Source organism: Pelagibius sp. Alg239-R121 (assembly GCF_947331435.1).
Taxonomy (GTDB): domain Bacteria; phylum Pseudomonadota; class Alphaproteobacteria; order Kiloniellales; family Kiloniellaceae; genus Denitrobaculum.
In genome coordinates this window covers 1,417,460-1,444,397 of the sequence record NZ_CAMZOF010000001.1, presented here as the reverse complement: position 1 = coordinate 1,444,397, position 26,938 = coordinate 1,417,460, and the positions used below count along the sequence as shown (strand labels likewise).

Sequence of the window (26,938 nt, the reverse complement as noted above, 5' to 3'; positions counted from 1 at the left end):
CCTTTCGCCCTTTGGGCTTTGTTCACTGGCGGCTGGGGCTCAACACGCGAGTCGGCTCAGCACTGCAATAAATGTGACGCTACAAGTTAAAGTGAACTTGAAGTCAAGAGCGAAACATGATTTTTTCTTCATGATGGAATCAGTTCTGACAATCAGTGAAATTTCCCGCCGCAGCGGAGTCGCGTCGTCCGCTCTACGTTTCTATGAGGAGCGAGGGCTCATTGCGTCTGAACGGACAGGTTCGGGGCATCGTCGATTTCAACGCTCGGTGCTGCGACGCATCGCGTTCATTGTCTTTGCACAGCGGATCGGATTGACGCTCGACGAGATTGGTGAAGAGCTCGCCAAACTTCCAGTTGGCCGTATTCCCACGCGCCGGGATTGGTCACGCCTATCGGGCAAGTGGTTAAAGCGGATCGATGAAAGGATCGCCGAAATGCAGCGCCTCAGAGAAGGTCTGACAAGCTGCATCGGGTGCGGATGCCTTTCCTTCGATCACTGCCGCTTCGCCAATCCGGAAGATCGCGTCGGGCGCAACGGCTCCGGACCGCGGTATTGGATGTGAGAACGAGAAACTGAGACCGAGCGGACCGTAGCGGCACCGGATTCCAAAAGCTGTCGACCCGCCGCGAGCCCATCGAGAAGGTGTCGTGGAGCGTGTAAGATTTTTGTCCGTATCGATGAAAACAAACGCTTTCTAACAATCACTTCGATAGAAACCGGAGGCAGTCTCTAATTCGCGAACCTTTCGCTCAGGAAGTTTCAGTTGATCATCTACCTTCCGTTAGGTAGATTTTATATTCTACCATCCAACAGGTAGGCATTTCCTCAGTAAGAAAGGCACAAACAATGTCGCAAGAGATCTTTTGGTTAGCCGCCACAGCCCTGATGACGGCTGTATTCTGGATTCCCTACGTTCTGAACCGCATGGCCGCCCGGGGCCTGATGCGCACGCTGGGCAATCCGGAAGAAAACGACGCTCCCCACGCTGCCTGGGCCGAGCGCAGTATCAAGGCGCACCGGAACGGTATCGAGAATTTTGTGATTTTTGCGCCGCTTGCGCTGTCCGTCGTGGTATTGGGAAACGGTGATTCTCTCACCGCAACTGCCTGCATGATCTACTTCTTCGCCCGACTGGCGCACTTTGTGGTCTATACGGCGGGCATTCCCGGCTTACGCACCATCTGCTTTACGGTCGGTTGGATTGTCCAAGCGGTTCTTGCACTACGCGTTATGGGCATTATGTAAGGGAGCCCGATCCCAACAGTCTGCAGCGAGGAACCAATCCATGACCGAAAAAGTTGCCGTGGTAACCGGGGTTGGCCCTGGCCTTGGGGCCTCGCTCTGCAGGCGTTTGCATCGCGCCGGCTATAAGGTCGGCGGACTGGCACGTTCGGGAGCCTTCGGCAAGGAGCTCGAAAGTGAACTTGGCAATGGAAGCGCAGGGTCAGGTTCGGCCGAATTCAAACATTTTTCCTGCGATCTGGCCGAACCGACCGCAGTGCGCGAAACCATTCAGGATGTCGAGCACCTTTGGGGCGCCCCCGATGTTCTGATCCACAACGCCAGCCAGATCCTGATCAAGCCCTTCGTCGAGATCACAGCCAAGGAGTTTGAGGCGGTTTGGCGGGTCACCTGTCTGGGTGGTATGACGGCGGCCAAGGCCGTTGTGCCCGGCATGCAGAAAAAGGGCGGCGGCGCGATCCTTTTCACCGGCGCGACGGCAGCCCTGCGCGGCGGCGCGAAGTTCGCCGCTTTCGCGTCGGCCAAGTTCGCACTGCGCGGGCTGGCGCAATCCCTGGCGCGCGAACATGGCGCCGACGGCATTCATGTCGCCCATGTGGTTATCGACGGCCTGATCTGGAGCGAGAAAACCGTCGAGCGGTTCGACCCCGAACGCGACGCTTGCCTGGAGCCTGACGCCATCGCCGAAAGCTACTATCAACTGATCGGACAAGACCGTTCCGCCTGGTCACAGGAAATCGACCTTCGCCCCTTCTCCGAAAAGTTCTGACTCTGAGCGAGACAGACGCTATACAGACAGGACCGATGTTCTGAAACCATTGCCCAAAACGACCTCTATTGATGGCTGAAACCGCGACACAGATACTTGATACGGCAGAAGAGCTGATACAGGCGAACGGCTTTCACGCCTTCAGTTTTCAAGACGTAGCCGATCGCGTCGGCATCAAGAAGGCCAGCATCTACTATCATTTCCCTGCCAAGTCGGAGCTGGGCAAGGCAATCATCGAACGTTATCGCAAGACTATGCTCGCGGTGATGACAGACCTCGACACAAGGGAAAACGTTGATTACTGGGCGGCGCTCACGCGCTATCTTGCACCGATCCTCAACTTGGCCCGCAATCCAATCCACGCCTGCCTCTGCGGCGTGCTCAGCGGCGAGTACCCGGGCCTGCCCAAGGACATGCAGGACGAAGTCGAGAGATTTTTCGACGAGCAGCTCAGCTGGCTTACCAAACTTCTGAAGGACGGGCGCAAGGATGGCGCATTCCACTTCGAAGGAAGCCCGGCCCGCATGGCCAAGCTGTCCTTCAGTGCGGTCGAGGGCGCTCTATTGATCAAACGCATCACCGGCGACGACAAGCACGTCAAACAGGTCGTCGAAAGCCTTCGAAGCCTGCTGCGCGGGTAACCTACGCTCGGTTGGACGGATTCGCGGTCGGCAACCTGCTGTTCTGGTGTATCTATTCTAACACTATGATCCGCGCTCGCGCGCTATAGGGCAGAGACTGGTGCTCGCCCTTGTGTAGTTCCCACCGAAATGCCTGTTCCATACCCTTGCATCGAAATTTCGGGCGATTCACTTACGTCAGGCCGGCTTGGTTGCGCGAAGATGGGTTGGGCGGAGGTGCCCTTGCTTGGCAATCGTTGCGCGCCGGGTCGCAGCGGCGGCCAAACGATCTGCTGTTTCCCGCCCAACTTCACGCACAAAACGCGCCCGCTTGGCTCCCCTAGCTGCTTCAAGCTCGCGGATAGCATAATCCACGAACCAGGCATTCCGGTCCTTTACGGTTATATCCAAAAAGCCAGCCTCGCCGAGATGCCGGCGGGTTTCTTCAATAGTCGCCATGGAAAAGTTCATTCCGTTAGCAAGAAACCCCTCCATCTCTTCGCTGTAGGGAGGCGATCCACAGCACCAGTCGCTGAAGAGGCAGCATCCGCCGGGTTTGAGGACCCGATGGATCTCGGAAAAGAGCGTCACTTTGTCTGCGACGTGGACAAATGAGTCCTTACTGAAGACGATATCGAAATGGGCATCGGGAAAAGGTAATTTGCCCGGCACAACGCGTTGCAGGCTGATGCGGTCCTCGAGATTCTCCACGCGGTTGAGGGTTTGAGCCCTGTCCAGAACGGACTGTTCGATGTCGATACCCATAACCTGCCCGGCCCCGAATTCCTGGACAAGAACACGTGTTGGTCCGCCTGTGCCAACGCCTATGTCGAGGATGAACTTGCCAGCGACATCTGTCTCTGAAATGAGTTCGCGTACATCTTCGCTTCCCCCCGGCGATAACCATCCTGGCCCCCAGCCAAGCTCCAGGCAGCCAATAACCTCCGGGGTGTATATCGTTTCGTGTTCCATATCATTTATGCCTTTGACTGAAATGATCACTGCAGGCTGGTATACGCCTTTCGTGAGAGATAATGTTTTGATACACATCTAAATATGAAAGTAGGACCCGACATCTCACATGTTGCCGCGCTTATTGGCGACCCCGCGCGGACCAACATCTTGATGGCTTTGATGAACGGCGACGCCTGGACAGCTGGTGATCTTGCCAGGGAAGCCGGCGTTACACCTGCGACAACGAGTTCTCACCTGTCGAAATTGCTCGCGGGCGGTTTGGTGCAGCGCTCACGACAGGGACGGCACCAATTTTATAGTCTCGCGAACGAAGATGTTGGTGAAGCACTGGAAGTGCTCCTGCGGATCACGGTGCGCACAGGTCATGTCAGACATATCGTTGCGCCACGCGAAGCGCCATTGCGTATGGCACGCGTTTGCTATGACCATCTGGCTGGAGAGTGCGGCGTTCAGCTGTTTGACTTTTTGAAGAAGTCAGGCTTTCTCATCAGCCGAGAACAGGAGCTGCGGCTTTCGGATCCTGGGGTCAGATTTCTGCAGAGTTTCGGTGTTCCGGTAAGCGAGCTTGCCGGGAAACGGCGACCAATCTGTCGATTGTGCCTCGATTGGAGCGAGCAGACACATCATCTCGGCGGTTCGCTGGGCCATGCGCTGCTTGAGAGAATGCTGGAGCTGGACTGGCTCAAAAAACACCCTGGCACACGCGCGGTCGCCTTTACCAAGAACGGTAAGCAGGCGTTTGCCAAACTAACAGCGGGGAACTCAAGCTGACGCGGCTACCTGGTCTCGGCGTTCCTGGCGCTATCCAAGAGATTCTCGTGATCCGGAAAGGCGGAATCGCCTTCGAGTACAAAATAGCTCCCATCCACCGCAGACTCATGCAACGCAACGATCACCCGCTCGCCGATTGCCTCCTCGTCAGCCTGTTCAGTGATCCATTGGCGAAACACCAGAGTCCTTGGCGACGGCCCCTTAAAACTTTCCAGCATTTTTGCGGCGACCCGGTAGAGGACCATGTCTCCGCTGCGCTCCTCCTGCTCGAAGCCGGTAATCTCGACATGAGCCACGAGATCGGCGTCCACCATGCTGTCTTCCAGCATGGTCTCGAAGGTCTCAGCTAAACTTCCCCTTTTGTCCGGGGTGGTCTGCGAACCGCAGCCCGCAGCCAGGAACAAGAAGACTCCGCACAAGGCCCAGATTAGAAATTTTATCATATGTTCTCTCTCGATTAGGGTCTTGCAGAACAGAAAGCACTCTTCCGCCCGGTCAAAAGCATCAAGAAGGATCGTACGTCCAAGTACGATGATTATCTGCGATGTCAAACTCAGCGGCCTTGTGTGTCAAACATGAAATGAATGACGTTTTGCGCCGATTTACTAACACACCAAATCATGTTAATATGTATACCAATAAATTAACCAAGACTGATTCATTAAAGAAAATCAGTCCTTAAGTGCGGGCATCTCCCTTTGGAGAAATCGTATTTCGTAACCCCGCACCGCGGTTTGCCTGAACAGAAATTTGTCGCCCTGCAACTGAGCAGAAGACTCAACGCAAGGCATGAAGAATCAATTTTCAGGGGGTCACTTAATGAAAAAAGTGCTGATTTTAGTCGCCGGTATGCTTGCTTTTCCGCTGCCGGCCTTTGCAATGCCGACGTTCCACTTCATCACTGAATCAGACCCGGGCGGTCTGAACAACATGAACCTTTTCGGCTTCGACACCTACGTCGATCTCATCAATTTCAACACCTCAAGCAGCAATTTCCCGCCCGGTTTGGCCCCGGCCGTCAGCATGTCGGGCCTGACCTACGACGGCAATCAGTTCCACTTCATCACCGAGTCGGACCCGGGCGGGCTAAACAACATCAACCTCTTCAGCTTCGACAGCTTCGTCGACCTCGTGAACTTCAACGTTTCAAGCAGCGCGTCACTGCCCAATCTGGCCCCGGCTGTCAGCATCTCCGGACTGACCTATGATGGCGACAAGTACCGCATCATCACCGAGTCGGACCCGGGCGGGTTGAACAATATCAATATTTTCAGCTTCGATACTCTGACCGACCTCAAAAATCTCAATGTCTCAGGCAGCAACTTCCCGCCCGATCTGGCCCCGGCCGTCAGCATCTCCGGACTGACCTTCGACGGCGACCAGTATCATATGATCACCGAATCGGACCCGGGCGGACTGAACAACATAAACATTTTCAGCTTCGACAGCTTTATTGATCTGGTAAACTTCAACGTTGCTAACAGCGGGTTCCCGCCCGACCTGGCCCCCGCCGTCAGCATTTCGGGCTTCATGTTCATCCCCCCGGAGGACCCGCCGCAAACCCAGGTTCCCGAGCCGGCCAGCCTCGCCCTATTTGGTTTCGGGCTCGCGGGTATGGCGTTCACACGCCGGCGGAAGCAAGAAAACGGTCGTTAAAGCCGCTACGAAAGCACTCGCCACAAGACGTTAGTTCGAAACACATATCTTGAATAACGACTTTCGGATCGCTGCACGGTCGTCTCCGTAGATTGCAGTCGATGAAAAGAGAGCGTGCCTATGCCATCAGACGAACAGAAGTGCTGCCCCGATTGCCTCGAGCCCCTCCATCCACTTGCTCGCAAATGCGTGAAATGTGGTAGTTTCCAGGATTTCAGGCGTTTTACCGGCCAAACATCTCTGGTCCTATCTCTCTTGATTGCTCTAATCACTGTATCGACCTTCGTCTACAATGCCTGGAGAAGTCAGAACCCCATTGCAGGCATCGACATTTCCACCCGCGTAGAGCAGACGGAGGAAGTACTGGATGTCGTAAATACAGGAGAGATGCCGCTAAGTCTCAGATCGGTAAAGTTAGCAATTAAATTTGAGGAGAACGCAGATCTCACGACCACCTACCGGCTAATCACGATCCAAGATATGGTTACCGAAAATCAACTTCAGATGATGAACAGAGCTCTAAGTTCAATTGCGTTGCGTAGTGCTGGCGTCATACGTCCGCAGGACAGTAAAGCGCTTCGATTGGAATATGTGACGACAGAAAGCTATACAAGTACAGTGTACCTGGTGGCACTGGAGCCACGAGTCTTCGGTCAAATCGTTTCAGAACTGGAAGCCAAAGCTGAACACCTGTCTGAACTGCCCGTCTCCTGCGAATATCTTGTCGAATATGCGTTTATCTCAAAACTTAGTTCCGCGGACATTCTGGAACGCAGGGTTCCGGCAAATTGTGGGAGCATGGCCCGAATTGGCAGAGCGCATTTGGAACATTTCTGTGCCCAATCTCAAACTAGAGAACTGTGTGACTAAACAGAGGCGATTGTGAGCACGGAAAATACTGCAATTGGCGCACAATCGATTTTGTACAGCACAAATTCTACGTCCAAAACTTGATCCTCGAGTGGACGTTTTTCGCAACCAATCTGAACGCCCTATTCCTGCAAAAAAGACTCGTCAGAGCGCAAATGTTACGCTCTGACATAGGATGATGCTGCTCGGTTGACTAGCTTCTTTTCAGCTCAGACAACTTACGCCGTCAAATCGCCCTCATAGGCGAAGATCGCGGGGGTGCCGCCTGTGTGAATGAAGATCAGAGCCCCCTCTCCCTCTGCCCGCTTTGCGGTATCAATGAAGCCGGCCATGGTCTTGCCCGAGTAGACCGGATCCAGAATCAAGGCTTCCATGCGAGCGGCGAGGCGGATGGCGTCCAGAACCTCGTCGCTGGCCTTGCCATAGCCAGGTGCCAGAAAGGCATCGGTGACCACGACGTCATCCGCTGGGACAGGGTTTTCGACCTCCAGCAGGTCTGCGATCTCCTGACAGCGGTGCTCGATCCTGGGCTTTTGCTGGGCCGCGTCCCGGCGCACGCAGATGCCGGTGACCGGGATCTGCGAGCCCAGCGCCCGCAGGCCGAAGAGAAAACCGCCGTGGGTGGCGCCGCTGCCCGAGGGGATGATGATATCATCAACCGTAAGGCCGGCTGCTTCGACCTGCTGCAGCAGCTCCCGCGCCATGTCCACATAGCCCAGCGCGCCCAGGGGTGCATGACCGGGTGCCAGGGGAATGATGTAGGGCTTGCGTCCCGCTTGCCGCAGACCTTCCGCGATCTCGCCCAACTGCCGGTCAGCACCGGCCTCATCCTCACCTTCCGGATAGGAATGCAAGGTCGCCCCCAGCAAGCGTTCGATCAGAACGTTGCCGGAGTTGCGGTAGCGCGGGTCGTTCTTGGCGACGCGCTCTTCCAGTTGAATATGACAGTCCATGCCCAACTTACGGGCACCCGCAGCCGCAAGGCGTGCGAAGTTCGACTGAACCGCGCCAGTGATCAGGACCGTGTCGGCGCCCTGGGCCTGCGCCTCGCCCAGATAGAATTCCAGCTGGCGCACCTTGTTGCCGCCGAAGGCCATGTCGGTCAGGTCGTCGCGCTTGACCAGCAGCGGCCGTTTCGTGCCGAGGGCAGCCCCCAGGTTTGCCATGGGCTCCATATGGGTCGGGGCATGGAATAATCCGGCGCGCGGCAGGTCGTCGAGCCGGCCGAGCCTGGGGGGCGAAGTGTTTGCTATATCCGTCATGACAAAACCAGAGGTTTGAGAGAATCGTAAAAGAGGCCGGCGACAGTGCAGATCAGCACGAGCACAAGAAACCAGCGGAATACCACCTCAGTCACCCGCCGCACCAGCAGCCGGCCGACCAGGATACCCGCCAGCGTCGCAGGCGCCAGCCCAGCGCAAAGCCAGAGGGTATCCGCCTCAAGTCCGACCAGGAACCACTGCAGCACAAAAGCCGCCGGATAGGTGAAAAGCAGTAACGCCAGAGTCGTCGCGCGCACGGTATCCTTGGCGTGGCCGGCACCGGACATCCAGGCGGCAGGCACGGGGCCCGGCATGGCGAGGGCGCTGTTCATGGCGCCGGACACCAAACCCATAGAAAGCGGCCAGCCGCCCGTCACCGGCGGCGGCCCCGCGTTCGCGGCAGCCTGTCGCCGCTTGCCGGAGCCGTTGCTGTGCAGCACGAAGAACAGCGTGCCGAGCACGGCCAGGCCGGCGAGAAACTTCAACAGACCAATAGAAACCAGGAAATAGACGATCCCGCCGAGCGGAATGCCGATCACGCTACCCTTGGCGAAAACCTTCAGGAGATCAGTATGGACCGAGCTGCGAAGCCCCGGTACCAGTGCGGCACAGATCAGCCAGCTCTGCAGCACACTGATTTGTATCGCCGCCGGGGAATTCAGGACCAGCAGCAGCACCGGCCCGGCGATGATCCCAAAACCAATCCCGGTCGCAGCCTGAAGCATCGACGCGCTGAAAAAGGCAATCGCCAGAAAGATGAGGTCTTGTTCCAAGGAGACAGTAGCCGATTTAAAGGACAGGCGAGCAGATACCGATCTTGGCAGTGCCCAGGGTCTAAGGAAAGCCCTGCGTGCGCCCGTGCCATCTTAATCTCAGGTCACCTCACCGATCACTCAGCCGGTTGCGCAATTCCACCGGTTTCCTTTCGCTTCTCCAGCTTGCGCACCAGCACATAGAAGATCGGTGTCAGGAAAATCCCGAAGAAGGTCACGCCCAGCATGCCGGAAAAGACCGCAATGCCGATTGACTGACGCATCTCCGAACCCGCGCCGCTGGAGAGCACCAGAGGCACGACGCCCATGATAAAGGCGAAGGACGTCATCAGGATCGGGCGCAGACGCAGACGGCTGGCTTCGACTGCCGCCTCGATCAGGCCCCGGCCCTCCCGTTCCAGTTCGCGCGCGAACTCGACGATCAGGATCGCGTTCTTTGACGCAAGTCCCGCCAGCACGAAGAGGCTGATCTGGGTGAAGATGTTGTTGTCACCTCCGGTCAAATAGACGCCGATCAAGGCGGAGAGAATCGACATTGGCACGATCAGGATCACCGCGAGCGGCAGGGTCAAACTCTCGTACTGCGCGGCCAGCACCAGGAACACCAACAGGATACAGAGCGGGAAGATGAAGATTGCTGTATTACCCGCCAGGATCTGCTGGTAGGTCAACTCGGTCCACTGGAAGTCCATTCCCGGTGGCAGGGTTTCTTCCAGAATCCTGGTCATGGCCGCCTGCGCCTCACCACTCGAATAGCCCGGCGCTGCGTTGCCGTTCAGATCAGCGGAGCGGAAGGCATTGTAGCGCATGGTGGTGTCTGGGCCGAAAGTCTCCGATACCGTTACGACCGAGCCCAGAGGTACCATCTGCCCTGCGGCATTGCGGGTCTGCAGCTGCGCGATACTTTCCGGTGTTGAGCGGAAGGGTTTATCCGCCTGGGCGATAACCTGATACGTCCGTCCAAAGCGGTTGAAGTCGTTGACGTAGAGTGAGCCGAGATAGATCTGCATGGTGCGGAATATCTCATCCACCGGAATGCCCAGGCGCTCGGCCTTGGTCCGGTCCACGTCGGCAAAAAGCTGCGGCATATTGATGTTGTAGCTGGAGAAGACGCCGGTCAGCTCGGGCGCGGCCCAAGCCTTGGCCTGCACCTGCTTCATGACATCGTCCAGCGCCCGATAACCCTGATCACTGCGGTCCTGAACCTGCAGCTTGAAGCCACCGATCGTACCCAGGCCCTGGACGGGCGGCGGTGGGAAGATCGCAACGAAAGCATCTTCAACGCCGGCGAACTTTTGCTGCAAGCTCTGGGCGATGGCTCCGCCCGAGAGCGAGGGGTCCGTCCGCTCATCAAAGTCGTCAAGTGTCACGAAGACGATACCGGCGCTGGAGCTGTTGACGAAACCGTTGATCGAGAGTCCCGGAAAGGCGACGGCGCTGGTCACGCCCGGCTCCGCGAGCGCAACGTCGGACATGGCACGCATGACCTCTTCTGTCCGTTCCAGCGTTGCCCCTTGGGGCAACTGCGCAAAGCCCACAAGGTACTGCTTGTCCTGAAGGGGAATAAAGCCCGGTGGCACCATCTGAAAGCCCTGATAGGTGGCGCCCAGCAACAGCGCATAAAGCGCCATCATGATCCCCTTGCGCCCGACGAAGACACCCACGCTCTTGGCATAGACCGACGTGGCCCGTCCGAAGAAACGATTGAAGAGCCGGAAGAACCAGCCGAAAAGAAAGTCCATCGCGCGGGTCAGGATATCTTTCGGCGCATCCTTGCCTTTCAGCAGAATGGCCGAAAGCGCTGGGCTCAGGGTCAGGGAGTTGATGGTCGAGATGATGGTGGCAATGGCAATGGTCAGGGCGAATTGCTTGTAGAACTGCCCCGTCAGCCCACTGACGAAGGCGATCGGTACGAAGACACCGGTGATGACAAGCGAGGTGGCGATGATCGGCCCCGTCACCTCTTTCATGGCGGCAATGGTGGCCTCGCGCGGCTTCAAACCTTCGGCGATGTTGCGCTCGACATTCTCCACGACGACGATGGCGTCGTCGACCACGATACCAATGGCCAGGATCAGGCCGAAGAGAGACAGCACATTGATCGAAAAGCCAAAGGCGAGCATGAGCCCAAAGGTACCGACAATCGAAACCGGTACAGCCAGCAAAGGAATGATCGAAGCACGCCAGGTCTGCAGGAACACGATGACCACCAGCACCACCAGCGCCAAAGCCTCCAACAGCGTCTTGATCACCGACTCGATGGACTTCTGCACGAAGACCGTCGGGTCGTAGACGATGCTGTAATCAACACCCTCCGGAAAGGACTCGGCGAGTTCCGCCATGGTCGAACGCACACCACTGGAAATATCCAGGGCATTGGCGCCCGGCGAAGCAAAGATCGGAATGGCGACAGCGGGTTTATTGTCGAGCAGCGAGCGCAGTGAATACTGCTGTGAGTCCATCTCCAGCCGCGCGACATCGCCAAGCCGCACAATTGTGCCATCCACATCACGCTTGACGATGATCTGGGCAAACTCCTCGATGGACTGCAGGCGGCCCTTAACGTTGATCGGCAGCTGGACTTGGATTCCGTCGTCGTAGGGCGGCCCGCCGATCTGACCGGCGGCAACCTGAACATTCTGACGACGAATCTGGTCCAGGACTTCGGAAGCCGTCATGTTGCGTTCCGCGATCTGATCCGGGTTCAGCCAGATCCGCATGGCGTAGTCGCCCGAACCAAACAGCCGGACCTGCCCCACGCCTTTGACCCGCGCCAGGGCGTCCTTGACGTTCAGGGTTCCATAGTTGCGCAGATAGAGCATGTCATAGCGCTCGTTCGGCGAGCGCAAATGGACCACCATGGTCAGATCGGGTGAGCTTTTGACAACCGTGACGCCGAGCTGTCGCACGACTTCGGGCAGACGCGGCAGGGCCTGGGACACCCGGTTCTGAATCTTCTGTTGCGCCAGATCGGGATCAGTCCCGATTTCAAAGGTAATGGTCAGCGAGAGATTGCCATCGGTCGTCGCCAGGGAGCTCATGTAGAGCATGCCTTCGATCCCGTTGATCTGCTCTTCCAGCGGAGTCGCCACGGTCTCGGCGATGACCGACGGGTTCGCGCCGGGAAACTGCGCCTGCACCACCACTGACGGCGGCGCCACCTCGGGATACTCCGAGATCGGCAGGTTCAGCATTGCGATCAAACCGCCAATCAGAATCAGGATCGAGACCACACCGGCGAAGATTGGCCGGTCAATGAAAAAACGTGGAAAGGACATGTTAACGGTCTCTCCTGGAACCTGATCGGTTTTCGCTGAAACAGCCAAACCGTAAATCAGCCTCTACTTTGATAGGGTGGGATGCGATACAGCGATGCCGGGAGGAACAGGAGTGCTGTGTCACCAACTGTCCTGAAGCCGATATGCGCACTACATGCGCCATAGCCTCTGGCGTTTGAACTATTTGTGGAACGGGATCTGTTGAAGCCCGGACCAATCAGCCCATAGACCTCTACCCAGACGAAACTGCAACGATGTCACTAGTTTGTTAGGCCTGCCTCGGCACTGCTGCCGGTCTCGGACACCTGCGTCGACTCGCCAGTTTCAGGGGGTGCAGCGGCTTCAGGCAGGATCGGAGTGACGCTGAGGCCTGGACGCACTTTCATCAAGCCGCCCAGGATGACTCGGTCGCCGGCTTCGAGTCCGCGTGTAACCACACGCTTGCCATCGACCGATGCGCCCAGAGATACTTCGCGGTAAGCGACCTTTTCCTCTTTGTCGATAAGATAAACGAACTTCCTGTCTTGATCCGTGCCAATGTCGCCCGGATTCAGAAGAACCAGTTCCTCGGCTTTGGAACCACCAAGCCGGACTTCGGCGAACATGCCGGGCAGCAGGCTGCCGTCAACGTTGGAAAAAATGGCCCGGGCACGGATCGTGCCGGTCGCCGGATCGATCTGATTGTCGAAGCTGTGAATGTGACCGCGATAGCTGCGCAGTTCACCGGCATCAATCACGAGCTCAACGGGAAGCTTGTTTACCGCAACGCCAGCTTTGGCCAGTTCATGTACGTAGCGGAGGTATGTACGTTCATCCACATCGAAGTCGGCGTAGATACCCTCGGTCGCAACAATCGAAGTCAGAATTGGCGCATTGGGACCGGCCTCGACCAGGTTACCTTCGGTGATCTCCGCCCGACTCAAACGGCCGCTTATCGGCGCTTTGACATAGGCGTAGTTGAGGTCGATTTCTGCCTGGGCCAGCTTCGCCTTAGCGCTGTTGACACGGCTGACGGCAACCGTGTGGTCGCTGATCCGCTCATCCAGAACGCTCTTTGAGACGTGTCCCTTCTTGACCAGTTGCTCGGAGCGGCCACGCTGCTTTTTGGCAAGCTTAAGCGTATGGAATGCCGCATTCAAATCGGCCTTGGCCTCGGCAACCGCCGCCGCGTAGGGACGCGGGTCGATAATCAGAAGAACATCGCCCTTGGTTACGATCTGGCCGTCTTCGAAATGGATTTCCTCGATCGTGCCGCTAACTTGCGGGCGCAGCTCGACCTGGTCGATGGCCGAAAGGCGGCCGGAAAAGTCGCTCCACAGTCGGATTGGCTGGGTCTGTACCTCCATGACCTTCACCGGCATGGCCTGTGGCACCGGTTCCGCGGCAACCGGACCTACGCCCATACTTTCCGTCAGGTAGGGTTGCGCAAGGTAACCACCGCCTGCCACAGCACCGGCTAGAGTAAAGGCAATCATTGCAGTTCTGAGTTTCGACCCAGCGCTCATCTCGCTCTTCCTTTCGAGGAGTCCAGCCAAGGAGTCCAGCCGGTAAACCGATCAGTGTAGTTACGTAGCCCTAGAGGTAGAAACCGATCGGTATGTTGTCAATACTCTGGCGTGTTTTTTTTGCGAACCGCTACGCGTATCTGGCATGCACAGCAGGTATGAGGATGATTGACATTAGGTGTCAGGCAGCGTCGGAGGCCTTCGAATAAGGCTGTTCCGACTCTGCAATCCGGTATTCGTCTTTTAAATCGATCAGCCGGTAGAGGCCTTCACGCAGGTCCGCCCGAACGGCATCCAGGCTGTTCATCAGGCGACCGTAGACCAATAGCCCTTGGATAAAATGATGGAGGAAGCGGGCGACTTGCTCGATATCCGGATCGCCATTGAGCACACCCTCCCCCTTCAGTCCACGAACAAGAGCAACGCTGTATTTCTGCACATGCTCTTCCATTTCCTGCGCGGCCCGCCGGATCTTAATGTCGTCTATACCGGCCTGCCCGCCTGCGGTAAAAAAGGGGCAGCCGGCAACCTCCAAGTCTCTGCAAATACATTCACTTATCTGCTTTTGAATAATCAGTTGGATAAGGTTTTCCAACTGTTCCAGAGGCGTGTAGGCCGGTGAATAGATTGCATCCAAGTCACGCTTCATGCCTTCCCAATAGTGGCGCGAGGCCGCCACATAGAGATCGGCCTTAGTATCGAAGTGGTGATAAAAGGCGCCCTTGGTCACGCCGGCCTGCTTGCAGATCTCGTTAACACCGACACTGCTGTAGTTGCTCTGCCAGATTAGACCCGTCGCCGTTTCGAGCAGTTTATCACGCGTTTCCGCAGCATTTCTCATGATTGTCAGCCTCGTCAAACCGGCTTTTAACCGACCACCGCTCGCGAAAGCCACCGCAGGATGATCTTCAATCCAAAAATATAGCATACCGATCGGTATCTTCAAGTCGATTCCCCGAGAAATCACGGCGAACTACTGCTGTGAATCACTTGGAGAAGCCTACGGAGAGCGGACGCACAAGCAGGCTTATGACAGATTCGACCAAGCAGCTCGCCTACCTGGACATTCCGACAAAAACCTTACCGCAGTGCAGACGCATTGCAGATTGGTTAGGGGGCTGCACGGTATCCCACTCAGCTGTGAATTACCGAGTCATGCCGGCATCCTTCTGCCGATCGCTGACGATCAGCTCCTGGATCAGAGGGCGTTCCAGAAGATGACTGCGATAAGCCTGAAGGTTCCGGTACTGACTCGAATCCAGTCCCGCGTTTTTGGCCAGAACGAAAAACCACGCCAGATAGGCATCAGCAGCGGAAAAGCGGTCACCCAGCAAGTACGGGCGATCCGAGAGATGACTATCGAGCAGAGCGAACCGCTGAGGCGCCAATTCTCGGAACCGGTCTTTCACGTCGTCGGTCGCCTCGGGATAAAAGACGACACGAAAGATCTGCTTGTGAAGTTCAGTTGCACAGAACACGATCCAGCGGAGCAACTGGTAGTAATCCGGGTCATTGGGTTCCCGGCGAAAGGCCGGCTCCGAAGACTGCGCCTGGATCCACAACAAGGTCGTCGAAGTTTCGGTTATGATCTCTCCACTCTCCAGGCGCAGAACCGAAACCTGGCCCAAAGGATTGAAATCGTAGAGCGATCCGCCTTCTTCAAATTTCTTTGTTTGCAGATTCAGATACGCGATCTCAAGCGGAACCTTGCCTTCAGCGGCGGCAAATCGCGCTGCCAATGAGCAGGTCAGGGGCGCGTGCATGAGCGTCGCCGGCATCTTCGTTTTCCAATGAACAGACGTCAAAAAACCATAGAACAGACAATCTGCAGGTTCTGCCAGCCCTACCGGCACAGATTTAACTTTTCATTCTCATTAGAGAATTGCCGAGCGGAGTGCCTTTTCCATCTCCTGCACCACCCGTATTGCAGCGTTCGGGCCTTTTAGCAGAGAGAGGGACGTCGGCGGCAGAGGCGGAAATCCTTCGGGTTCACCCAAGATTTGCATCGAGTCTTCGACAGCGCTTCTGGCGAGAATGCCGACAGCCAAGCCTGCGGAGATCGCGGCTTTAACACTGGTATAGTTTTCGCTCTGATAGGCCAGCCGCCAGCTTCGCCCAGCCTGGTCCAGTGCGCTGGTCGCAACATCGCGCCACCAGCAGTCGCGGTCGAACAGAGCAAGGGGCACGGCTACATTCCGGTCCAACAGCATCTCAGCACCCGCAGCCCAGACGGTGGGTTCTGAGAAGAATGTCTTCTCCGGATCGTTGGGGCCTGCCGAGAAAATCGCCAGATCCAACTCACCGCGCTTGATAGCGTTGGGAAAACCAGCCGTACAGCCCGATCGCACAAAGACCTCGACGTCGTTGTAGCGCGCCGCAAAGCGTGCCAGAGCTTTTTCGAGAATGGTCTCGTTGTAGTCGTCAGGAATGCCGACCCGAATGCGGCCGGCGAGCGGATCTGAAAACAGCGCGCCAACACGATCGATTTCTGCCAGGGCCTTGCGTGCGGCCGGCAGCAAGCGCTGCCCCTCGTCGGTGAGTAGGACACCGCGCGATCCGCGCTCGAACAGCTGGACCGAGAAAACGCCTTCCAGCTTTTGGATCTGCAGACTTACGGCCGACTGCGTCCGTCCGATTGCAGCCGCTGCGTGGGTAACATTTCCGATCTCGGCGACAGCGAGAAAACTGCGGAGCAGGTCGCTATTCACTAATGAGGAATCAATTTTTCTCATGATAACGATATTAACAATTCGTTTTTCTCATTTCAATGCCAGAAGTAAGATCCACCCTGACAGCCAAACAGGAAGAGGATCCACGACCATGAGCGTGAAGGCCCAACGGGAAGCCGCGATTCGAGATTGCATCTCGAGAATCAAACGTTCATTTCAAGGTGGCGTAACCGTCCCCGCGCTGGAAGTGGCCAAGCACCACCTGATGAGTCTTTGCGAGCAGCGCGCACTCTTCCCGCGCAGCGACTTTCCCGTGCCGAACGAAGTCGAGATCGAGCGCACCTCCCTGATCTACCAGGACGAAGACGGCGGCTACGCCCTTTATGTGAATTCGAGCCGTCCCGGTCAGACTTCGCGTCCGCATGATCATGGTGGCAGTTGGGCTCTGGTCGCGGCGGTCGAAGGCGAGGAGACCCACCGCCTCTACGTTCACGACGGATCAGACGTGGGGGGCCTGCGTCAGGTAACCGAACTAACCGTGCAGCCCGGATTGGCAGTCTCGCTCATGCCCGGCGGCATTCATGCTATCGAGGCGAAGAGCAGTGAACCCTTGTTGCACCTGCATCTCTATGGACTTGGCTTCCCCCAGCAAGGGAAGCGCAGGGAGTTCGATCAGGAGACCGGTCAAGTTCACCGCTTTCATCTAAAAGATCTCGGATTCATCGAGGACGCACGCTAATACGCCGACGTTTCAGAACGACTTGCTGAAACTCGACCAGACTATGGTCCTATCGGTTCACCGCAAATTTTCTAATGCGAACCCCAAACAATCGTCGTTTGAGGACAGTTTTTCACCAACTTATGCTGGCTTCAGGATGAATCTGTTAAGAGGCCCCTGAACCATGATCACCTGTTATGTGCACTACAAGATCGATCCCTACAAACGTGACGAGTTCGAGCGCTACGGACGGATGTGGATTCCTCTGGTGCAGCGCCATGGCGGGCACCACCATGGTTATTTCCTACCCGACGAAGGCGCGAACAATATCGGACTGGCTCTCTTCAGCTTTCCGAGCCTCGCTGAGTACGAGGCGTACCGGACACGGATTCTTGACGATCCGGATTGCCAGGCCGCCTTTAAGTACGCCGAGGACACCCGCTGTATCCTGAGTTACGAGCGCAGTTTCTTCAGGCCTGTGTTGGAGGGGTAGCCGCGTCATAGCGGATAATATCGAAACCTTCTTCAGACGAGGGCGGCACAAAATAGCTGGTGATCAGATCGAAGTCATCGTCGCTTGGGGTGAAGTTGTGCGCGCCCTGCAGGTTCCGTTGTCGGAGCCGAGCCTTGCAGATTTCGTCCGGCACATCGAGATGATGCAGCTTGTGGGCGGCGCGTGCGCTTTCGAAGATACCGCGCAGCCATCGACGCTGGTGCAAAGTGTTTGCTGGGAAGTCCAGCACGACTGAAATCCCGGCGTTCAACAGCGCTTCGGCGTGCGGCCCCATGACCTCCTTCAGACGGCCGGAACAGCGGGTGTAGTCATCCAGTGCAACAACCTCTCCCGGATAAAGCCGGGCCATCCAGACGTCCTCACTGATCAGGATAGTCTTCGGCTCTGACGCCAAATGTGAGGCGAGCGTGGACTTACCCGCGGCGATCTTGCCGCAGAGTAGATGCAGTGTCGGTTGGTTCTCGGACATCGGAGCTCTCGATTGAAAGGGACGTTGCTGATAGGCACAGCGGTGCCGGCCCACTTCAGATTCCTGAAATTTTCCCTGAAGAATGACCACACTCCAGGTCACAGCAGGCCCGGAAGCCGGGCGATTGTCACAGCAATCATTGAGGAAAAGAGGACGTCAGGACGGCTTTCTCTTGACGCCTTCCTCCTCGCCTTTGAGCCACCAGTTGTGCATAGCCTGGAACATTTCCTGCAAATCCAGTGCGCGCTGTGTGGCCCTATATTCCACGCGGGGCGGCACTTCCGCATACACCTTGCGTGATACCAGTCCATCGCGTTCCAGCGCGCGGAGCTGGCTGGTCAGCATGGTCTGGGTGATGCCGTCGATCAGGCGCCGCAATTCGTTAAATCGCTTCATACCCTGAAAGATCAGAATTTGCAGGATAATGAGCTTCCACTTACCGCCGATAAGCTGCGCGATATCCGGCATCGGGCAGGTGCCCGCAATCACGGGGCCGCCTTGGGCACGCAACGGTTCTGACTTCGACGTCGCGCTTGCCTGCTTCCTGGATTTGGTTTTGATCGACAATTTAACTCCAAACAGGCAAGTAAGTATTGAAAACGACACTATATATAGAAATTCTGCCTACTTGTTGTTTTATACCAATAACTTATCCTTACAGCAAGATCGATGAAACAGCAGGCTGAAGCTATGACAATCATCCTCCATACCATCAGTGGTGCCCCCTGCGGGTGGCGGGCTATGCTTGGTTTTGCCTTCAAGGGTGTCGATTACGAGGCGCATTACCTGCAGGGCTCAAAGCGGGAGCATGAAACCCCGGCCTTTTTGCAGCTGAATCCACGCGCAAAGGTGCCTGTGATGGAGGCGGACGGCCTTGTCCTCCGCGACTCGATTGCAATTCTTGCATGGCTTGACAGCTTTCATCCGGAGCGGCCGCTGTTTGGCGCAACGACGGCCGAGACCGCCGCGGTCTGGCAGATCGTGTTGGAGTGCTGCGAATATCTGCAGCCGGCGACCAACGGCGTGGTGTTCCCGGTATTCGCCGGTGACGGCTGCGCCCTGGCACCAGATTCTCAGGAGGCGGGGGAGCTCCATTCGGCCGCGGAGACTCTAAACGGTGAGTGCGCGTTTCTTGAAACCACGCTTGGCGACAAGACTTTCCTCTGCGGTCCGGCGCCTTCAGCAGCAGACGCGGTCGCCTATGCCGAAATAGGCCGGATACAGAGAGCAATCGAGACCAAGCCTGATGCCATGGCGTCGCTTGGTTACGACCGCTTTGATCATAACTATCCGCATCTCGCCGCCTGGCGAATACGTATCTCCAGACTGCCAGGGGTCGCCGCAACTGCGCCGGTCCACTGGCGTGTCAGCGCTTAAGTCTCATCCATTTCACAGAATCAACGAAGCAAGTGAATCCACCTCGTGACCATATGCCGGGAGGGCGACTTACGTTCCTGAGTGCGTCAATCAATGACGATCGCGTCCTAAGTAATCTTGTTCGGCCGGTTAGAAGACACATGCGTCCGACAGTATCGTTTTAAATCAATACTCTACAGAGTGGGCAAAAAATATCTTGATCGAAATCCAACAAAGGTTTTTGATCACCGCAATCGAATGTTCTCGGGGCGGGGTGAAATTCCCCACCGGCGGTAAATGCAGAGAGATCCAAAGCCGAAAGGCTGAGGTTAAAGAGCATAAGCCCGCGAGCGCCCAACAGATGGATTGTTGGGGTCAGCAGATCCGGTGAGACTCCGGAGCCGACGGTCATAGTCCGGATGGTAGAGAGCAGAGTAACGATTGTTGTGCGAGTGCCTCCAGGCTTCGTGCGCTCTCTTGTTCTGTGCGCCCCGAATCGTTGTTTTTATGGGGTGCGAGATGAGTCAGATTCTTTCCGTTTCCAACGATACAGGTTCAGGCAATAGCGGTTCGGGCGACCTTGCCGGTTCTTCGAAGCTTGCCAAGGGTGGGCCGCGGGCACGCATTGCTTTCATCAAGGCGGGCTGGCACAGCGACATCGTCGATCAGAGCCATGCAGGATTTCTGCGGGAGCTTGAAACACTCGACCAGCCGACCGACTCCGTCGATGTTTTTCAGGTGCCCGGTGCTTACGAGATTCCGCTGCAGGCTAAACGTCTCGCCAACAGCGGCGACTACGCCATTATTGTAGCCGCGGCCTTCGTAGTCGACGGTGGCATCTATCGTCACGAGTTCGTCTCCGACGCAGTGGTGTCGGGCATGATGCAGGTTCAGCTGGAAACCGAAGTACCAATTCTGTCCGTGGTTCTGACGCCCAAAACCTTCCAGGAATCGCCTGAGCAAATCGCCTTCTTTAGCGAGCACTTCGTGACCAAAGGCGCCGAAGCGGCGCGGGCCTGCGTCGCGACACTGGAAAACCAGAGAACCCTGATCGCCCTGGCATCGTAAAACGGATCTCCTGGCGAACGAGTTCCCGTTTCGTCTCTTATTGAGCTCCTTTCTCAGCCACCGGGTCAGCCAACCAGGCCCGGTGGCGCGTTGTCGCTGTGCAGTTCGCCCCGATGGACGAGACCACACCGCCCACGCGCCCGCAGATAATCGGTACATCCTCGGAGCAAAAACCTTTGACCGATTGCCGGGCAGAGCGCTGACATCTCCGCTCTTTCCAGCGATTTCCTTTTGCGTCTTGACGAACTGCATGCCTGATTATAAATAGAACGAACATTCGTTCGTTTAATTATAAGGTGCGCGGCAGTCGATAATGTGCGTGGGAGAAAGACGGAAACTATGGCTCGAAAGTTCGACCCGGGATTATCGGAAACACGCCGGAAACAGATCCTAGAGGCCACCGTGCGCTGCGTGGTCCGCAAAGGGTTCCACCAGACCACCATGCAAGACGTCTGCACAGAAGCCGACATGAGCCCGGGCGGCGTCTACCGCTACTTTGAAGGCAAGGAAGCGATCATTCTTGCCATTGCGGAGGAAGAGCGGCGTGACAGCAGAGAAATCATCGATGAACTGGATCGGACGAAAGATCTGATCGGCAGCCTACGGGTCATCCTGTTCGAAATTCTTAAATTTTTCGCAGACGAGAGCTATGGCCGGCTTGCTGTCGAACTGCTGGCAGAGGCGGCGCGTAACAAAACTGTCTGGAGCGCACTGGCGCGCAATGAGCGCGAACTCAAGGATGCTCTGACCGCAGCGCTGGCCAGAGCTCAAAAGAGCGGTCAGATCACCTCGAAACTATCTGCCGGCGCGCTCGGCCAGGTCATTCTGGCCATGATTGACGGTCTTTGCGCGCGCGCCATTCTCGACCCCGATTACAAACCGGTCGAGCTGGCCGCCACAGTCGACGCCTTCGTCATTGGGCTCTTGCAGCCACGCGATTAACCCGCATTAAAACAAGGACCGGGAAAAATGGATAATCTGGAAAGCCGTTTCGATGCCTACGCGGGCCCGCTGGAAATCCTGGGATATTATGGTCTGGCAATGATCGCATTGACGTTGATCGAGATCCTTTGGGATCTGGCTTTCAAACAACGGTCTGGCTGGAAGGAAACTGTGGCGAACATCACTATCGCAGCCGTTAACAGCCTGCTTGAGCGAACGGCCTACGGGGCGGTTTTCATAATCGCTCTGTTTCTGGCCGAGAGCTTTGTCCCCTATCAGCTACCGGTCAATCTCTGGACCTGGTTCGCCGCCCTGGTGCTGGCCGACTTCACCTATTACTGGATGCACAGATTCGAGCACGAGATCCGGGTGCTGTGGGCCTATCACAGCGTCCATCACTCCTCGCCTGAATACAATCTGACCACCGCCTTTCGGCTTGCCTGGATCGAGGGCCTTGTGGAGTGGGTCTTCTTTATCCCTATGATCCTGCTCGGGTTCAATCTTGTGCAAACGGTGATGGCGATTTTCATCGTCGTCGCATACCAGACCTGGATCCACACGCAGAAGATCGGCCGCCTCGGCTGGCTGGACAAAGTCTTCAACACGCCCTCGGTCCACCGGGTGCACCATGGCTCCAACGAGGCCTACCTCGACAAAAACTACGGTGGCGTCCTGATCGTCTGGGATCGAATGTTTGGAACCTATCAGGCCGAAACCGAAGATACGGTCTTCGGCATCACCAAACCTTTGAAGTCATCCAACCCAATCACGATCAACTTTCATGAGTTTCAGGCAGTGGCCCGGGACTGCTGGAATGCAAAGTCACCGGGTAATGCCTGGCGCTATCTGGTCAAGCGCCCAGGGTGGGAACCGCCCAAGACCGCGGGCTAGGGATTCGAAGCGGCACGGGCTATTACGCGCTGTCTTGCTTCTGAACTTCGATGAAAGGACAGCGCAATCCATCCAGGTATCCACGTTGCGGTCATAGAAAACCGGACCCCCGGTCGCTTTCGCGAACTCCTCGTGAAAGGAATTTCGGCCCTTGAAATCTCGTCCGTCCAACCTCACGAGCGTCAAATTCACCGTCCGATTAACAAGGTCACCACGCCGACGGTGCATCGTCCTCTACTGCATCAGCCCCGGCAGCCACAGTACGATAGATGGATAGATGTAGATTAAAACGACATTGAGCAGAATTACGGCAACAAATGGAAGCACGCCATAGACGATCTGGTCCATCGACACGTCGCCGCTGATACCCCTGAGGACAAAGAGGATGATGCCGACTGGCGGTGTGATCATACCCACCTCGATCATGAGCACCAGAGTGATACCGAACCAAACCGGATCAAATCCAAGCGTAATCACGATTGGATAAGCTACGGGGAGAGTCATCAGCATCATTGAGATCGGGTCGATGAACATCCCGAGCAGGATGTAGATCATCGCAATGATTGCCATAATGACCCAAGGCGGGAATTCGACCGCTTGAACCTCTGCAACCAGACTCGCCGGAAGGCCAAGGGCGTCGAACACCCAGCTCAGGATGGACGCGCCGGCAACGATCAGCAGTAGGAACGAAGTTACTTTGACCGTCTCCAAAGCGGTTTCCATGAGCATGTTCCAACTGAACTTACCCCGCTGTGCGCACAACAAAAGAGCTATAACCGCACCGATGCCACCAGCTTCCGTCGGAGTTGCCACACCCAGGTAAAGCGAACCCAAAACAACTATGATTAAAGTCAGGAATGGCAGAACGCCAAGCATTGCGCCTAGCTTTTCCCCGAGGCTGTAGCCTCGCCCCTTTGGCCCCGCTCCCTTTACAATAATCGACCAAACGAAGACAGCAGCCATGAAAGACGCCATCAGAAGCAGGCCGGGCACAATGCCGGCGATAAATAGGACCGTAATCGGCGCACCCACCGTGGTGCCATAAATGATCATGGCTATGCTCGGTGGAATCAGGATGCCCAGCGTACCTCCCGCGGCGATAACCCCATAGGTCAGCCGCGTGCTGTATCCACGTTTGATCATTTCCGGGCAGGCCACCGCCCCCATCGTCGCCGCAGTTGCCAGACTGGAGCCGGACACAGCAGCAAAGATGCCGCAAGCGCCGATACTGGCATGGGCAATTCCACCCGGCGTCTTACCGAACCATCGCCTCAGGGCATCAAACATTTCAGTTGTCGCGCCGCTGCGCAGCAAAAGTCCCCCCATGAAAACGAACATGGGAATTGCCGTCAGTGTGAAGGAGTTGATGCTGTTCCAGGACCGCTCGGCAAGCAACGACAGCTGTGGTTGTTGGAGAAGGAAATAGAGTCCCATCATTCCAACGCTCCCCAGTGCCAGTGCAATCCTCACGCCGCTGAGCAGAAAGAAGAGCATTGCCAGAATGAGCAAGAGCCCGACGGGCAGAAGAGGCTGCCCCTGCCCCCAGTAAAACAAGCACGCCACGGCGGTGAGGGTGATCGAGAAGCCAAGCGCCAATCTAGCGCCGCTCCAGGCCCAGATGGCGATAGGAAAAGCGATGGCAATGCACAAACTGCCCCAGTCCAATGGCAGCGATTTTATTGGGAGGGGATAGGGCCCCAGACGACAGAGAAGCACGACCAGAACACAAAAAACGGCGATGCAAATCCACCAGGTGTGTCGCCTGGCCGAATTGCTGAGCCGATTGATGTCAGCAAGTATTGCCAGGGAGAAGAGGCCGTAGCCAATCGAAACAAATAGTTCGGGAATCCACTGCCGTGTCGCCAGCAGTCCCCAATTCCGCGTATCGTTGACATACTCCTGATAATTGAACGACACCATCTGCCAGGCAGCGAAGACGACAAAAAACAATCCGATCCAGTGGGTCAGGAGTTCCAGTCTCTGACGCAGCGGTTCTTTGAGATATCCGAGCAGCAACTCCACTCGAATGTGGCTGCCCTGTTTTTGCGCGTAGGCAAGTCCGACGAACGCAATACACATCAGCAAGTAGGTGGCGTATTCGGTTACCCAGACCGTCGGCTCATTGAAGAAAGAACGCGACACCACTTCAAAGCAGACAAACGAGACGATCAACAGGAGTGCTGCAGCACTGATCACTCCGGCGCAGTTCGATAGGAAATCAATACTGTCTGAAAATCGTGACCTGCCGGCGTTTGATTGCTGGAGTTCTGCCTCGTTTGGCAACGCGTTCATATTCGTTTCCCCTACCCGGCACTTACAATATGCCGAGCCCCAAGGTTCGCCTGTTCCCCGCTGACTTTCAGACAGCGTACCACACGCCAAACCATCCGATCGGTTTCTCGACTCTATCGTCTGATTATACGATTGTCATACAATAATACTGGTGATATTCTACCCCTGGAGCGCACGAACCTACAGTCCCGGCTATTTGCCGGAGACGACTCCCAAGGTATTTCAGTGGGGCGTAAAGCAATGCCAGACGCAGGCTCACTTTTGGTAGAACGGCAGTCCATGACCCTTCGCCAAAAGGCTTGCGATAAGCTTCGACAGGCGATCATCGATCATCGTTTCCCACCCGGCACCCGGCTTGTTGAACGTGATCTATGTGAGCAGTTGGGTGTGAGCCGAACCTCAGTGCGTGAGGCATTGCGGCACCTCGAATCGGAACAGCTAATTGAAATGGTGCCCCACAAGGGGCCGGTCGTAGCGACCTTGAGCCTTGATAATGTTCGGGAGATCTATGAAGTCCGCGCAGCACTTGAAGGACTGGCCTGCGAGAAATTTGCCCGTGACGCGTCTGATCAGGATATTGCGCGGCTACAGGATGCTCTTGTGCGAATTAGCCGCGTCGCCAAGAAAAATGATCACCGCAAGATTTTGGAGGTCAAAGCGGAGTTCTACCGCATAATATTCGATGGCTCCAAGAGCCAGATTTGTCAGGGGCTCGTCACCTCGTTGACCATGCGTATCGAAATGCTACGCCGTATGTCGCTTGCATCGTCCGGCCGCAACAAGGCCATGATGCTTGAGCTTCAACTGCTCGTGGAAGCGGCCAGCGCACGCGACGGAGAGGCAATGAAGAAAGCCTGCATAGAACACATACAAAGCGCAATGAGCGCTGCAATTTCACAATTATCCGGCATTCAGCGTTCGTAAGGAAATATATGCGCCCGCGTTGGAGTAAACGGGCAATTTAGCAGGAGAGAACAATGAAAAAACGAATTCTATTTTTCATCAGCCTCGTCATGTCGGTCCCAAGCTTGGTCGCTAACGCGCAGGAGGTCGATCTGACGATGGTCATGATCCCCGGCCCCGGCTCGATTTATTCCCAATCGGTATTGCAGGTTCCAGAGCGTGTCAGTAAAGCAACCGACGGCAGGGTCAAAATTACGATCAACAATTCCCTGGTCAAGGGGACGCAATTGGCACCATCGGTGCGCGATGGCCGAACCCAGATGTCGGCTGTCTTGCACCCTTATCTTAGCTCCGGTGACCCGCGCATGGGACTATCGCACTTGCCGGGCCTGATCGAGAACATTGAAGAGTACAAGTTTGTCTGGGATGCGTTTTACGGCAAACTGCTGGCGGACATCTGGCTGGAAAAATGGAACAGCGTCGTTCTGGCCGAGGGCGCGTTCTGCACCCAGAACCTCTGGTCGAAGACCCCTATTCAGTCTATCGAAGATTTCAAAGGCAAGAAGATCCGGGTCAATAATACTGAATCCGCGCACCTGTTGAATGCACTGGGCGCAAAGCCCACGCCAATCGCCTGGGGCGAAATTCCCTCGGCCCTGGATCGCGGCCTCATCGACGGTATCATGTCAGCCAGCTGTGCCGGCTACCAACACGGTTTCGGACGCGTGACCAAGTATCTGCAGAACTGGAAAACAGGCCCGATCGTGGGCTGGGCTATCCTGGTCAACAAGGATGTATGGGCGGAAGTTCCCGCCGATTTGCAGCAAATGATCAAGGCAGAGATGTGGTCGCTGCAGGAAGAGAGTTTCCATAGCTACTACGAGTACCAGACAGTGATGCAGGAGAAAATCGAGGCCGACGGTGCCCAGTTCTGGGTTGCACCGGACAACAAACTCGAAGAGCTATTTGTGCCCAAGTATACCGATGCTGTTTACGAGACCTGGTACAAACGGGCAGACGAGCTGGGTGTTGACGGCAAAGCGCTCGTTAAAAGGGTCCGCGCGGTTCTAGGCAAGTAGCAGGCTGAACCGATAACGAAATCAGATGGCTAGAGCGAAACTGGGTCAGATGGAGCCGCCTCTGGCGCCCCATCGGCCCGGTCAAGCCACCCAACTACTGTATATCGGGCTTGTCCGTGTCGGCTGAGGCAACCAAGCTTCAAACCTCCTAGCGACGAACAATAACCATCATCAAAACGGCCGCATTGTGGGACGACACCTTCCACGATAGAGACGGCCTGTTCCAAAGCTCCTGCACTGCCATCCAAAATCGTTGTAGCGCCGCTCTTGCCTCTTTTGCCGCGCGGGTAATAGAGACACTGTGTATGAATCT

General features: G+C 56.2%; 28 protein-coding genes and 1 riboswitch. Of the genes, 15 read left to right on the top strand and 13 right to left on the bottom strand.

What is annotated here, in order from left to right:
• Positions 1-130: 130 nt before the first annotated feature.
• The 4 genes from soxR to QMZ18_RS06460 all read left to right on the top strand — a co-directional run bounded on the left by soxR (position 131) and on the right by QMZ18_RS06460 (position 2,655).
• Entirely contained in the window at positions 131-565 is a 435-nt protein-coding gene (gene soxR, locus QMZ18_RS06475) for a redox-sensitive transcriptional activator SoxR (RefSeq protein ID WP_322097147.1), read from the top strand.
• Positions 566-849: 284 nt separating this feature from the next.
• A complete protein-coding gene (locus QMZ18_RS06470) occupies positions 850-1,248 on the top strand; it encodes an MAPEG family protein (protein ID WP_282605403.1) in 399 nt (132 codons plus the stop codon).
• 40 nt (positions 1,249-1,288) lie between these two features.
• A complete protein-coding gene (locus QMZ18_RS06465; protein WP_282605402.1) occupies positions 1,289-2,014 on the top strand; it encodes an SDR family NAD(P)-dependent oxidoreductase in 726 nt (241 codons plus the stop codon).
• 71 nt (positions 2,015-2,085) lie between these two features.
• Positions 2,086-2,655 carry a TetR/AcrR family transcriptional regulator gene (locus QMZ18_RS06460; protein ID WP_282605401.1) on the top strand — a complete coding sequence of 190 codons (570 nt, stop codon included), beginning with the start codon at positions 2,086-2,088 and terminating at the stop codon, positions 2,653-2,655.
• Positions 2,656-2,832: 177 nt separating this feature from the next.
• Here the strand turns inward: QMZ18_RS06460 and QMZ18_RS06455 are convergent, their stop codons facing one another.
• Positions 2,833-3,606, bottom strand: coding sequence for a class I SAM-dependent methyltransferase (locus QMZ18_RS06455; RefSeq protein ID WP_282605400.1), 774 nt, complete (start codon positions 3,604-3,606; stop codon positions 2,833-2,835).
• Positions 3,607-3,690: 84 nt separating this feature from the next.
• On the opposite strand from QMZ18_RS06455, the gene QMZ18_RS06450 reads away from it, so the two are divergent.
• Positions 3,691-4,380 (top strand): helix-turn-helix domain-containing protein, encoded by a 690-nt coding sequence (locus tag QMZ18_RS06450; RefSeq protein WP_282605399.1) that lies wholly within the window; start codon positions 3,691-3,693, stop codon positions 4,378-4,380.
• A gap of 5 nt (positions 4,381-4,385) precedes the next feature.
• Here the strand turns inward: QMZ18_RS06450 and QMZ18_RS06445 are convergent, their stop codons facing one another.
• Entirely contained in the window at positions 4,386-4,823 is a 438-nt protein-coding gene (locus QMZ18_RS06445) for a hypothetical protein (RefSeq protein WP_282605398.1), read from the bottom strand.
• Between the two features lie 376 nt (positions 4,824-5,199).
• Between QMZ18_RS06445 and QMZ18_RS06440 the strand changes: the two genes are divergently transcribed.
• The gene (locus QMZ18_RS06440; RefSeq protein ID WP_282605397.1) at positions 5,200-6,036 is read left to right on the top strand and encodes a PEP-CTERM sorting domain-containing protein; all 837 of its coding nucleotides are present in this window, start codon (positions 5,200-5,202) and stop codon (positions 6,034-6,036) included.
• Positions 6,037-6,156: 120 nt separating this feature from the next.
• A complete protein-coding gene (locus QMZ18_RS06435) occupies positions 6,157-6,906 on the top strand; it encodes a hypothetical protein (protein ID WP_282605396.1) in 750 nt (249 codons plus the stop codon).
• 218 nt (positions 6,907-7,124) lie between these two features.
• Here the strand turns inward: QMZ18_RS06435 and QMZ18_RS06430 are convergent, their stop codons facing one another.
• The 7 genes from QMZ18_RS06430 to QMZ18_RS06400 form a co-directional block, all read right to left on the bottom strand.
• Positions 7,125-8,168, bottom strand: a complete 1,044-nt coding sequence (locus QMZ18_RS06430; RefSeq protein WP_282605395.1) for a D-cysteine desulfhydrase family protein — start codon at positions 8,166-8,168, stop codon at positions 7,125-7,127.
• On the bottom strand, positions 8,165-8,941 hold the full coding sequence (locus QMZ18_RS06425; protein ID WP_282605394.1) for a sulfite exporter TauE/SafE family protein: 777 nt from the start codon (positions 8,939-8,941) through the stop codon (positions 8,165-8,167). Before QMZ18_RS06425 ends, QMZ18_RS06430 begins: the two co-directional genes overlap by 4 nt.
• 116 nt (positions 8,942-9,057) lie before the next feature.
• Positions 9,058-12,219 (bottom strand): efflux RND transporter permease subunit, encoded by a 3,162-nt coding sequence (locus tag QMZ18_RS06420; protein ID WP_282605393.1) that lies wholly within the window; start codon positions 12,217-12,219, stop codon positions 9,058-9,060.
• A 260-nt stretch (positions 12,220-12,479) separates the two neighbouring features.
• Positions 12,480-13,724 (bottom strand): efflux RND transporter periplasmic adaptor subunit, encoded by a 1,245-nt coding sequence (locus QMZ18_RS06415; protein ID WP_282605392.1) that lies wholly within the window; start codon positions 13,722-13,724, stop codon positions 12,480-12,482.
• Positions 13,725-13,905: 181 nt separating this feature from the next.
• Positions 13,906-14,565, bottom strand: a complete 660-nt coding sequence (locus tag QMZ18_RS06410; protein ID WP_282605391.1) for a TetR/AcrR family transcriptional regulator — start codon at positions 14,563-14,565, stop codon at positions 13,906-13,908.
• A 304-nt stretch (positions 14,566-14,869) separates the two neighbouring features.
• Complete coding sequence (locus tag QMZ18_RS06405; RefSeq protein WP_282605390.1) at positions 14,870-15,502, bottom strand: glutathione S-transferase family protein; 633 nt, start codon at positions 15,500-15,502, stop codon at positions 14,870-14,872.
• 96 nt (positions 15,503-15,598) lie between these two features.
• Complete coding sequence (locus tag QMZ18_RS06400) at positions 15,599-16,432, bottom strand: LysR substrate-binding domain-containing protein (protein ID WP_282605389.1); 834 nt, start codon at positions 16,430-16,432, stop codon at positions 15,599-15,601.
• Positions 16,433-16,544: 112 nt separating this feature from the next.
• Between QMZ18_RS06400 and QMZ18_RS06395 the strand changes: the two genes are divergently transcribed.
• Together QMZ18_RS06395 and QMZ18_RS06390 are read left to right on the top strand one after the other, a co-directional pair.
• On the top strand, positions 16,545-17,132 hold the full coding sequence (locus tag QMZ18_RS06395; protein ID WP_282605388.1) for a cysteine dioxygenase family protein: 588 nt from the start codon (positions 16,545-16,547) through the stop codon (positions 17,130-17,132).
• Between the two features lie 163 nt (positions 17,133-17,295).
• The gene (locus QMZ18_RS06390; RefSeq protein WP_282605387.1) at positions 17,296-17,604 is read left to right on the top strand and encodes an NIPSNAP family protein; all 309 of its coding nucleotides are present in this window, start codon (positions 17,296-17,298) and stop codon (positions 17,602-17,604) included.
• Here the strand turns inward: QMZ18_RS06390 and QMZ18_RS06385 are convergent.
• Positions 17,582-18,094, bottom strand: a complete 513-nt coding sequence (locus QMZ18_RS06385) for an ATP-binding protein (RefSeq protein WP_282605386.1) — start codon at positions 18,092-18,094, stop codon at positions 17,582-17,584. The two genes, QMZ18_RS06390 and QMZ18_RS06385, sit on opposite strands and share 23 nt — an antisense overlap.
• Before the next feature lie 156 nt (positions 18,095-18,250).
• A complete protein-coding gene (locus tag QMZ18_RS06380; RefSeq protein ID WP_322097146.1) occupies positions 18,251-18,661 on the bottom strand; it encodes a helix-turn-helix domain-containing protein in 411 nt (136 codons plus the stop codon).
• Between the two features lie 123 nt (positions 18,662-18,784).
• Between QMZ18_RS06380 and QMZ18_RS06375 the strand changes: the two genes are divergently transcribed.
• The 4 genes from QMZ18_RS06375 to QMZ18_RS06360 all read left to right on the top strand — a co-directional run bounded on the left by QMZ18_RS06375 (position 18,785) and on the right by QMZ18_RS06360 (position 22,351).
• On the top strand, positions 18,785-19,471 hold the full coding sequence (locus tag QMZ18_RS06375) for a glutathione S-transferase family protein (protein WP_282605385.1): 687 nt from the start codon (positions 18,785-18,787) through the stop codon (positions 19,469-19,471).
• A 235-nt stretch (positions 19,472-19,706) separates the two neighbouring features.
• Positions 19,707-19,885, top strand: a riboswitch (FMN riboswitch).
• A gap of 84 nt (positions 19,886-19,969) precedes the next feature.
• A complete protein-coding gene (locus tag QMZ18_RS06370; RefSeq protein ID WP_282605384.1) occupies positions 19,970-20,518 on the top strand; it encodes a 6,7-dimethyl-8-ribityllumazine synthase in 549 nt (182 codons plus the stop codon).
• Between the two features lie 339 nt (positions 20,519-20,857).
• Positions 20,858-21,460: a TetR/AcrR family transcriptional regulator gene (locus QMZ18_RS06365; RefSeq protein WP_282605383.1), complete on the top strand. Its 603-nt coding sequence runs from the start codon at positions 20,858-20,860 to the stop codon at positions 21,458-21,460.
• Positions 21,461-21,487: 27 nt separating this feature from the next.
• Complete coding sequence (locus QMZ18_RS06360; protein ID WP_282605382.1) at positions 21,488-22,351, top strand: sterol desaturase family protein; 864 nt, start codon at positions 21,488-21,490, stop codon at positions 22,349-22,351.
• Here QMZ18_RS06360 and QMZ18_RS37015 read toward each other — a convergent pair.
• Both QMZ18_RS37015 and QMZ18_RS06355 read right to left on the bottom strand, forming a co-directional pair.
• Positions 22,283-22,579, bottom strand: a complete 297-nt coding sequence (locus tag QMZ18_RS37015) for a barstar family protein (RefSeq protein WP_367575940.1) — start codon at positions 22,577-22,579, stop codon at positions 22,283-22,285. The two genes, QMZ18_RS06360 and QMZ18_RS37015, sit on opposite strands and share 69 nt — an antisense overlap.
• A gap of 6 nt (positions 22,580-22,585) precedes the next feature.
• Positions 22,586-24,643, bottom strand: coding sequence for a TRAP transporter large permease subunit (locus tag QMZ18_RS06355; RefSeq protein WP_282605381.1), 2,058 nt, complete (start codon positions 24,641-24,643; stop codon positions 22,586-22,588).
• Between the two features lie 240 nt (positions 24,644-24,883).
• Between QMZ18_RS06355 and QMZ18_RS06350 the strand changes: the two genes are divergently transcribed.
• Both QMZ18_RS06350 and dctP read left to right on the top strand, forming a co-directional pair.
• On the top strand, positions 24,884-25,567 hold the full coding sequence (locus QMZ18_RS06350; RefSeq protein ID WP_322097145.1) for a GntR family transcriptional regulator: 684 nt from the start codon (positions 24,884-24,886) through the stop codon (positions 25,565-25,567).
• A 53-nt stretch (positions 25,568-25,620) separates the two neighbouring features.
• Positions 25,621-26,625: a TRAP transporter substrate-binding protein DctP gene (dctP, locus tag QMZ18_RS06345; protein ID WP_282605379.1), complete on the top strand. Its 1,005-nt coding sequence runs from the start codon at positions 25,621-25,623 to the stop codon at positions 26,623-26,625.
• Positions 26,626-26,938 lie beyond the last annotated feature (313 nt).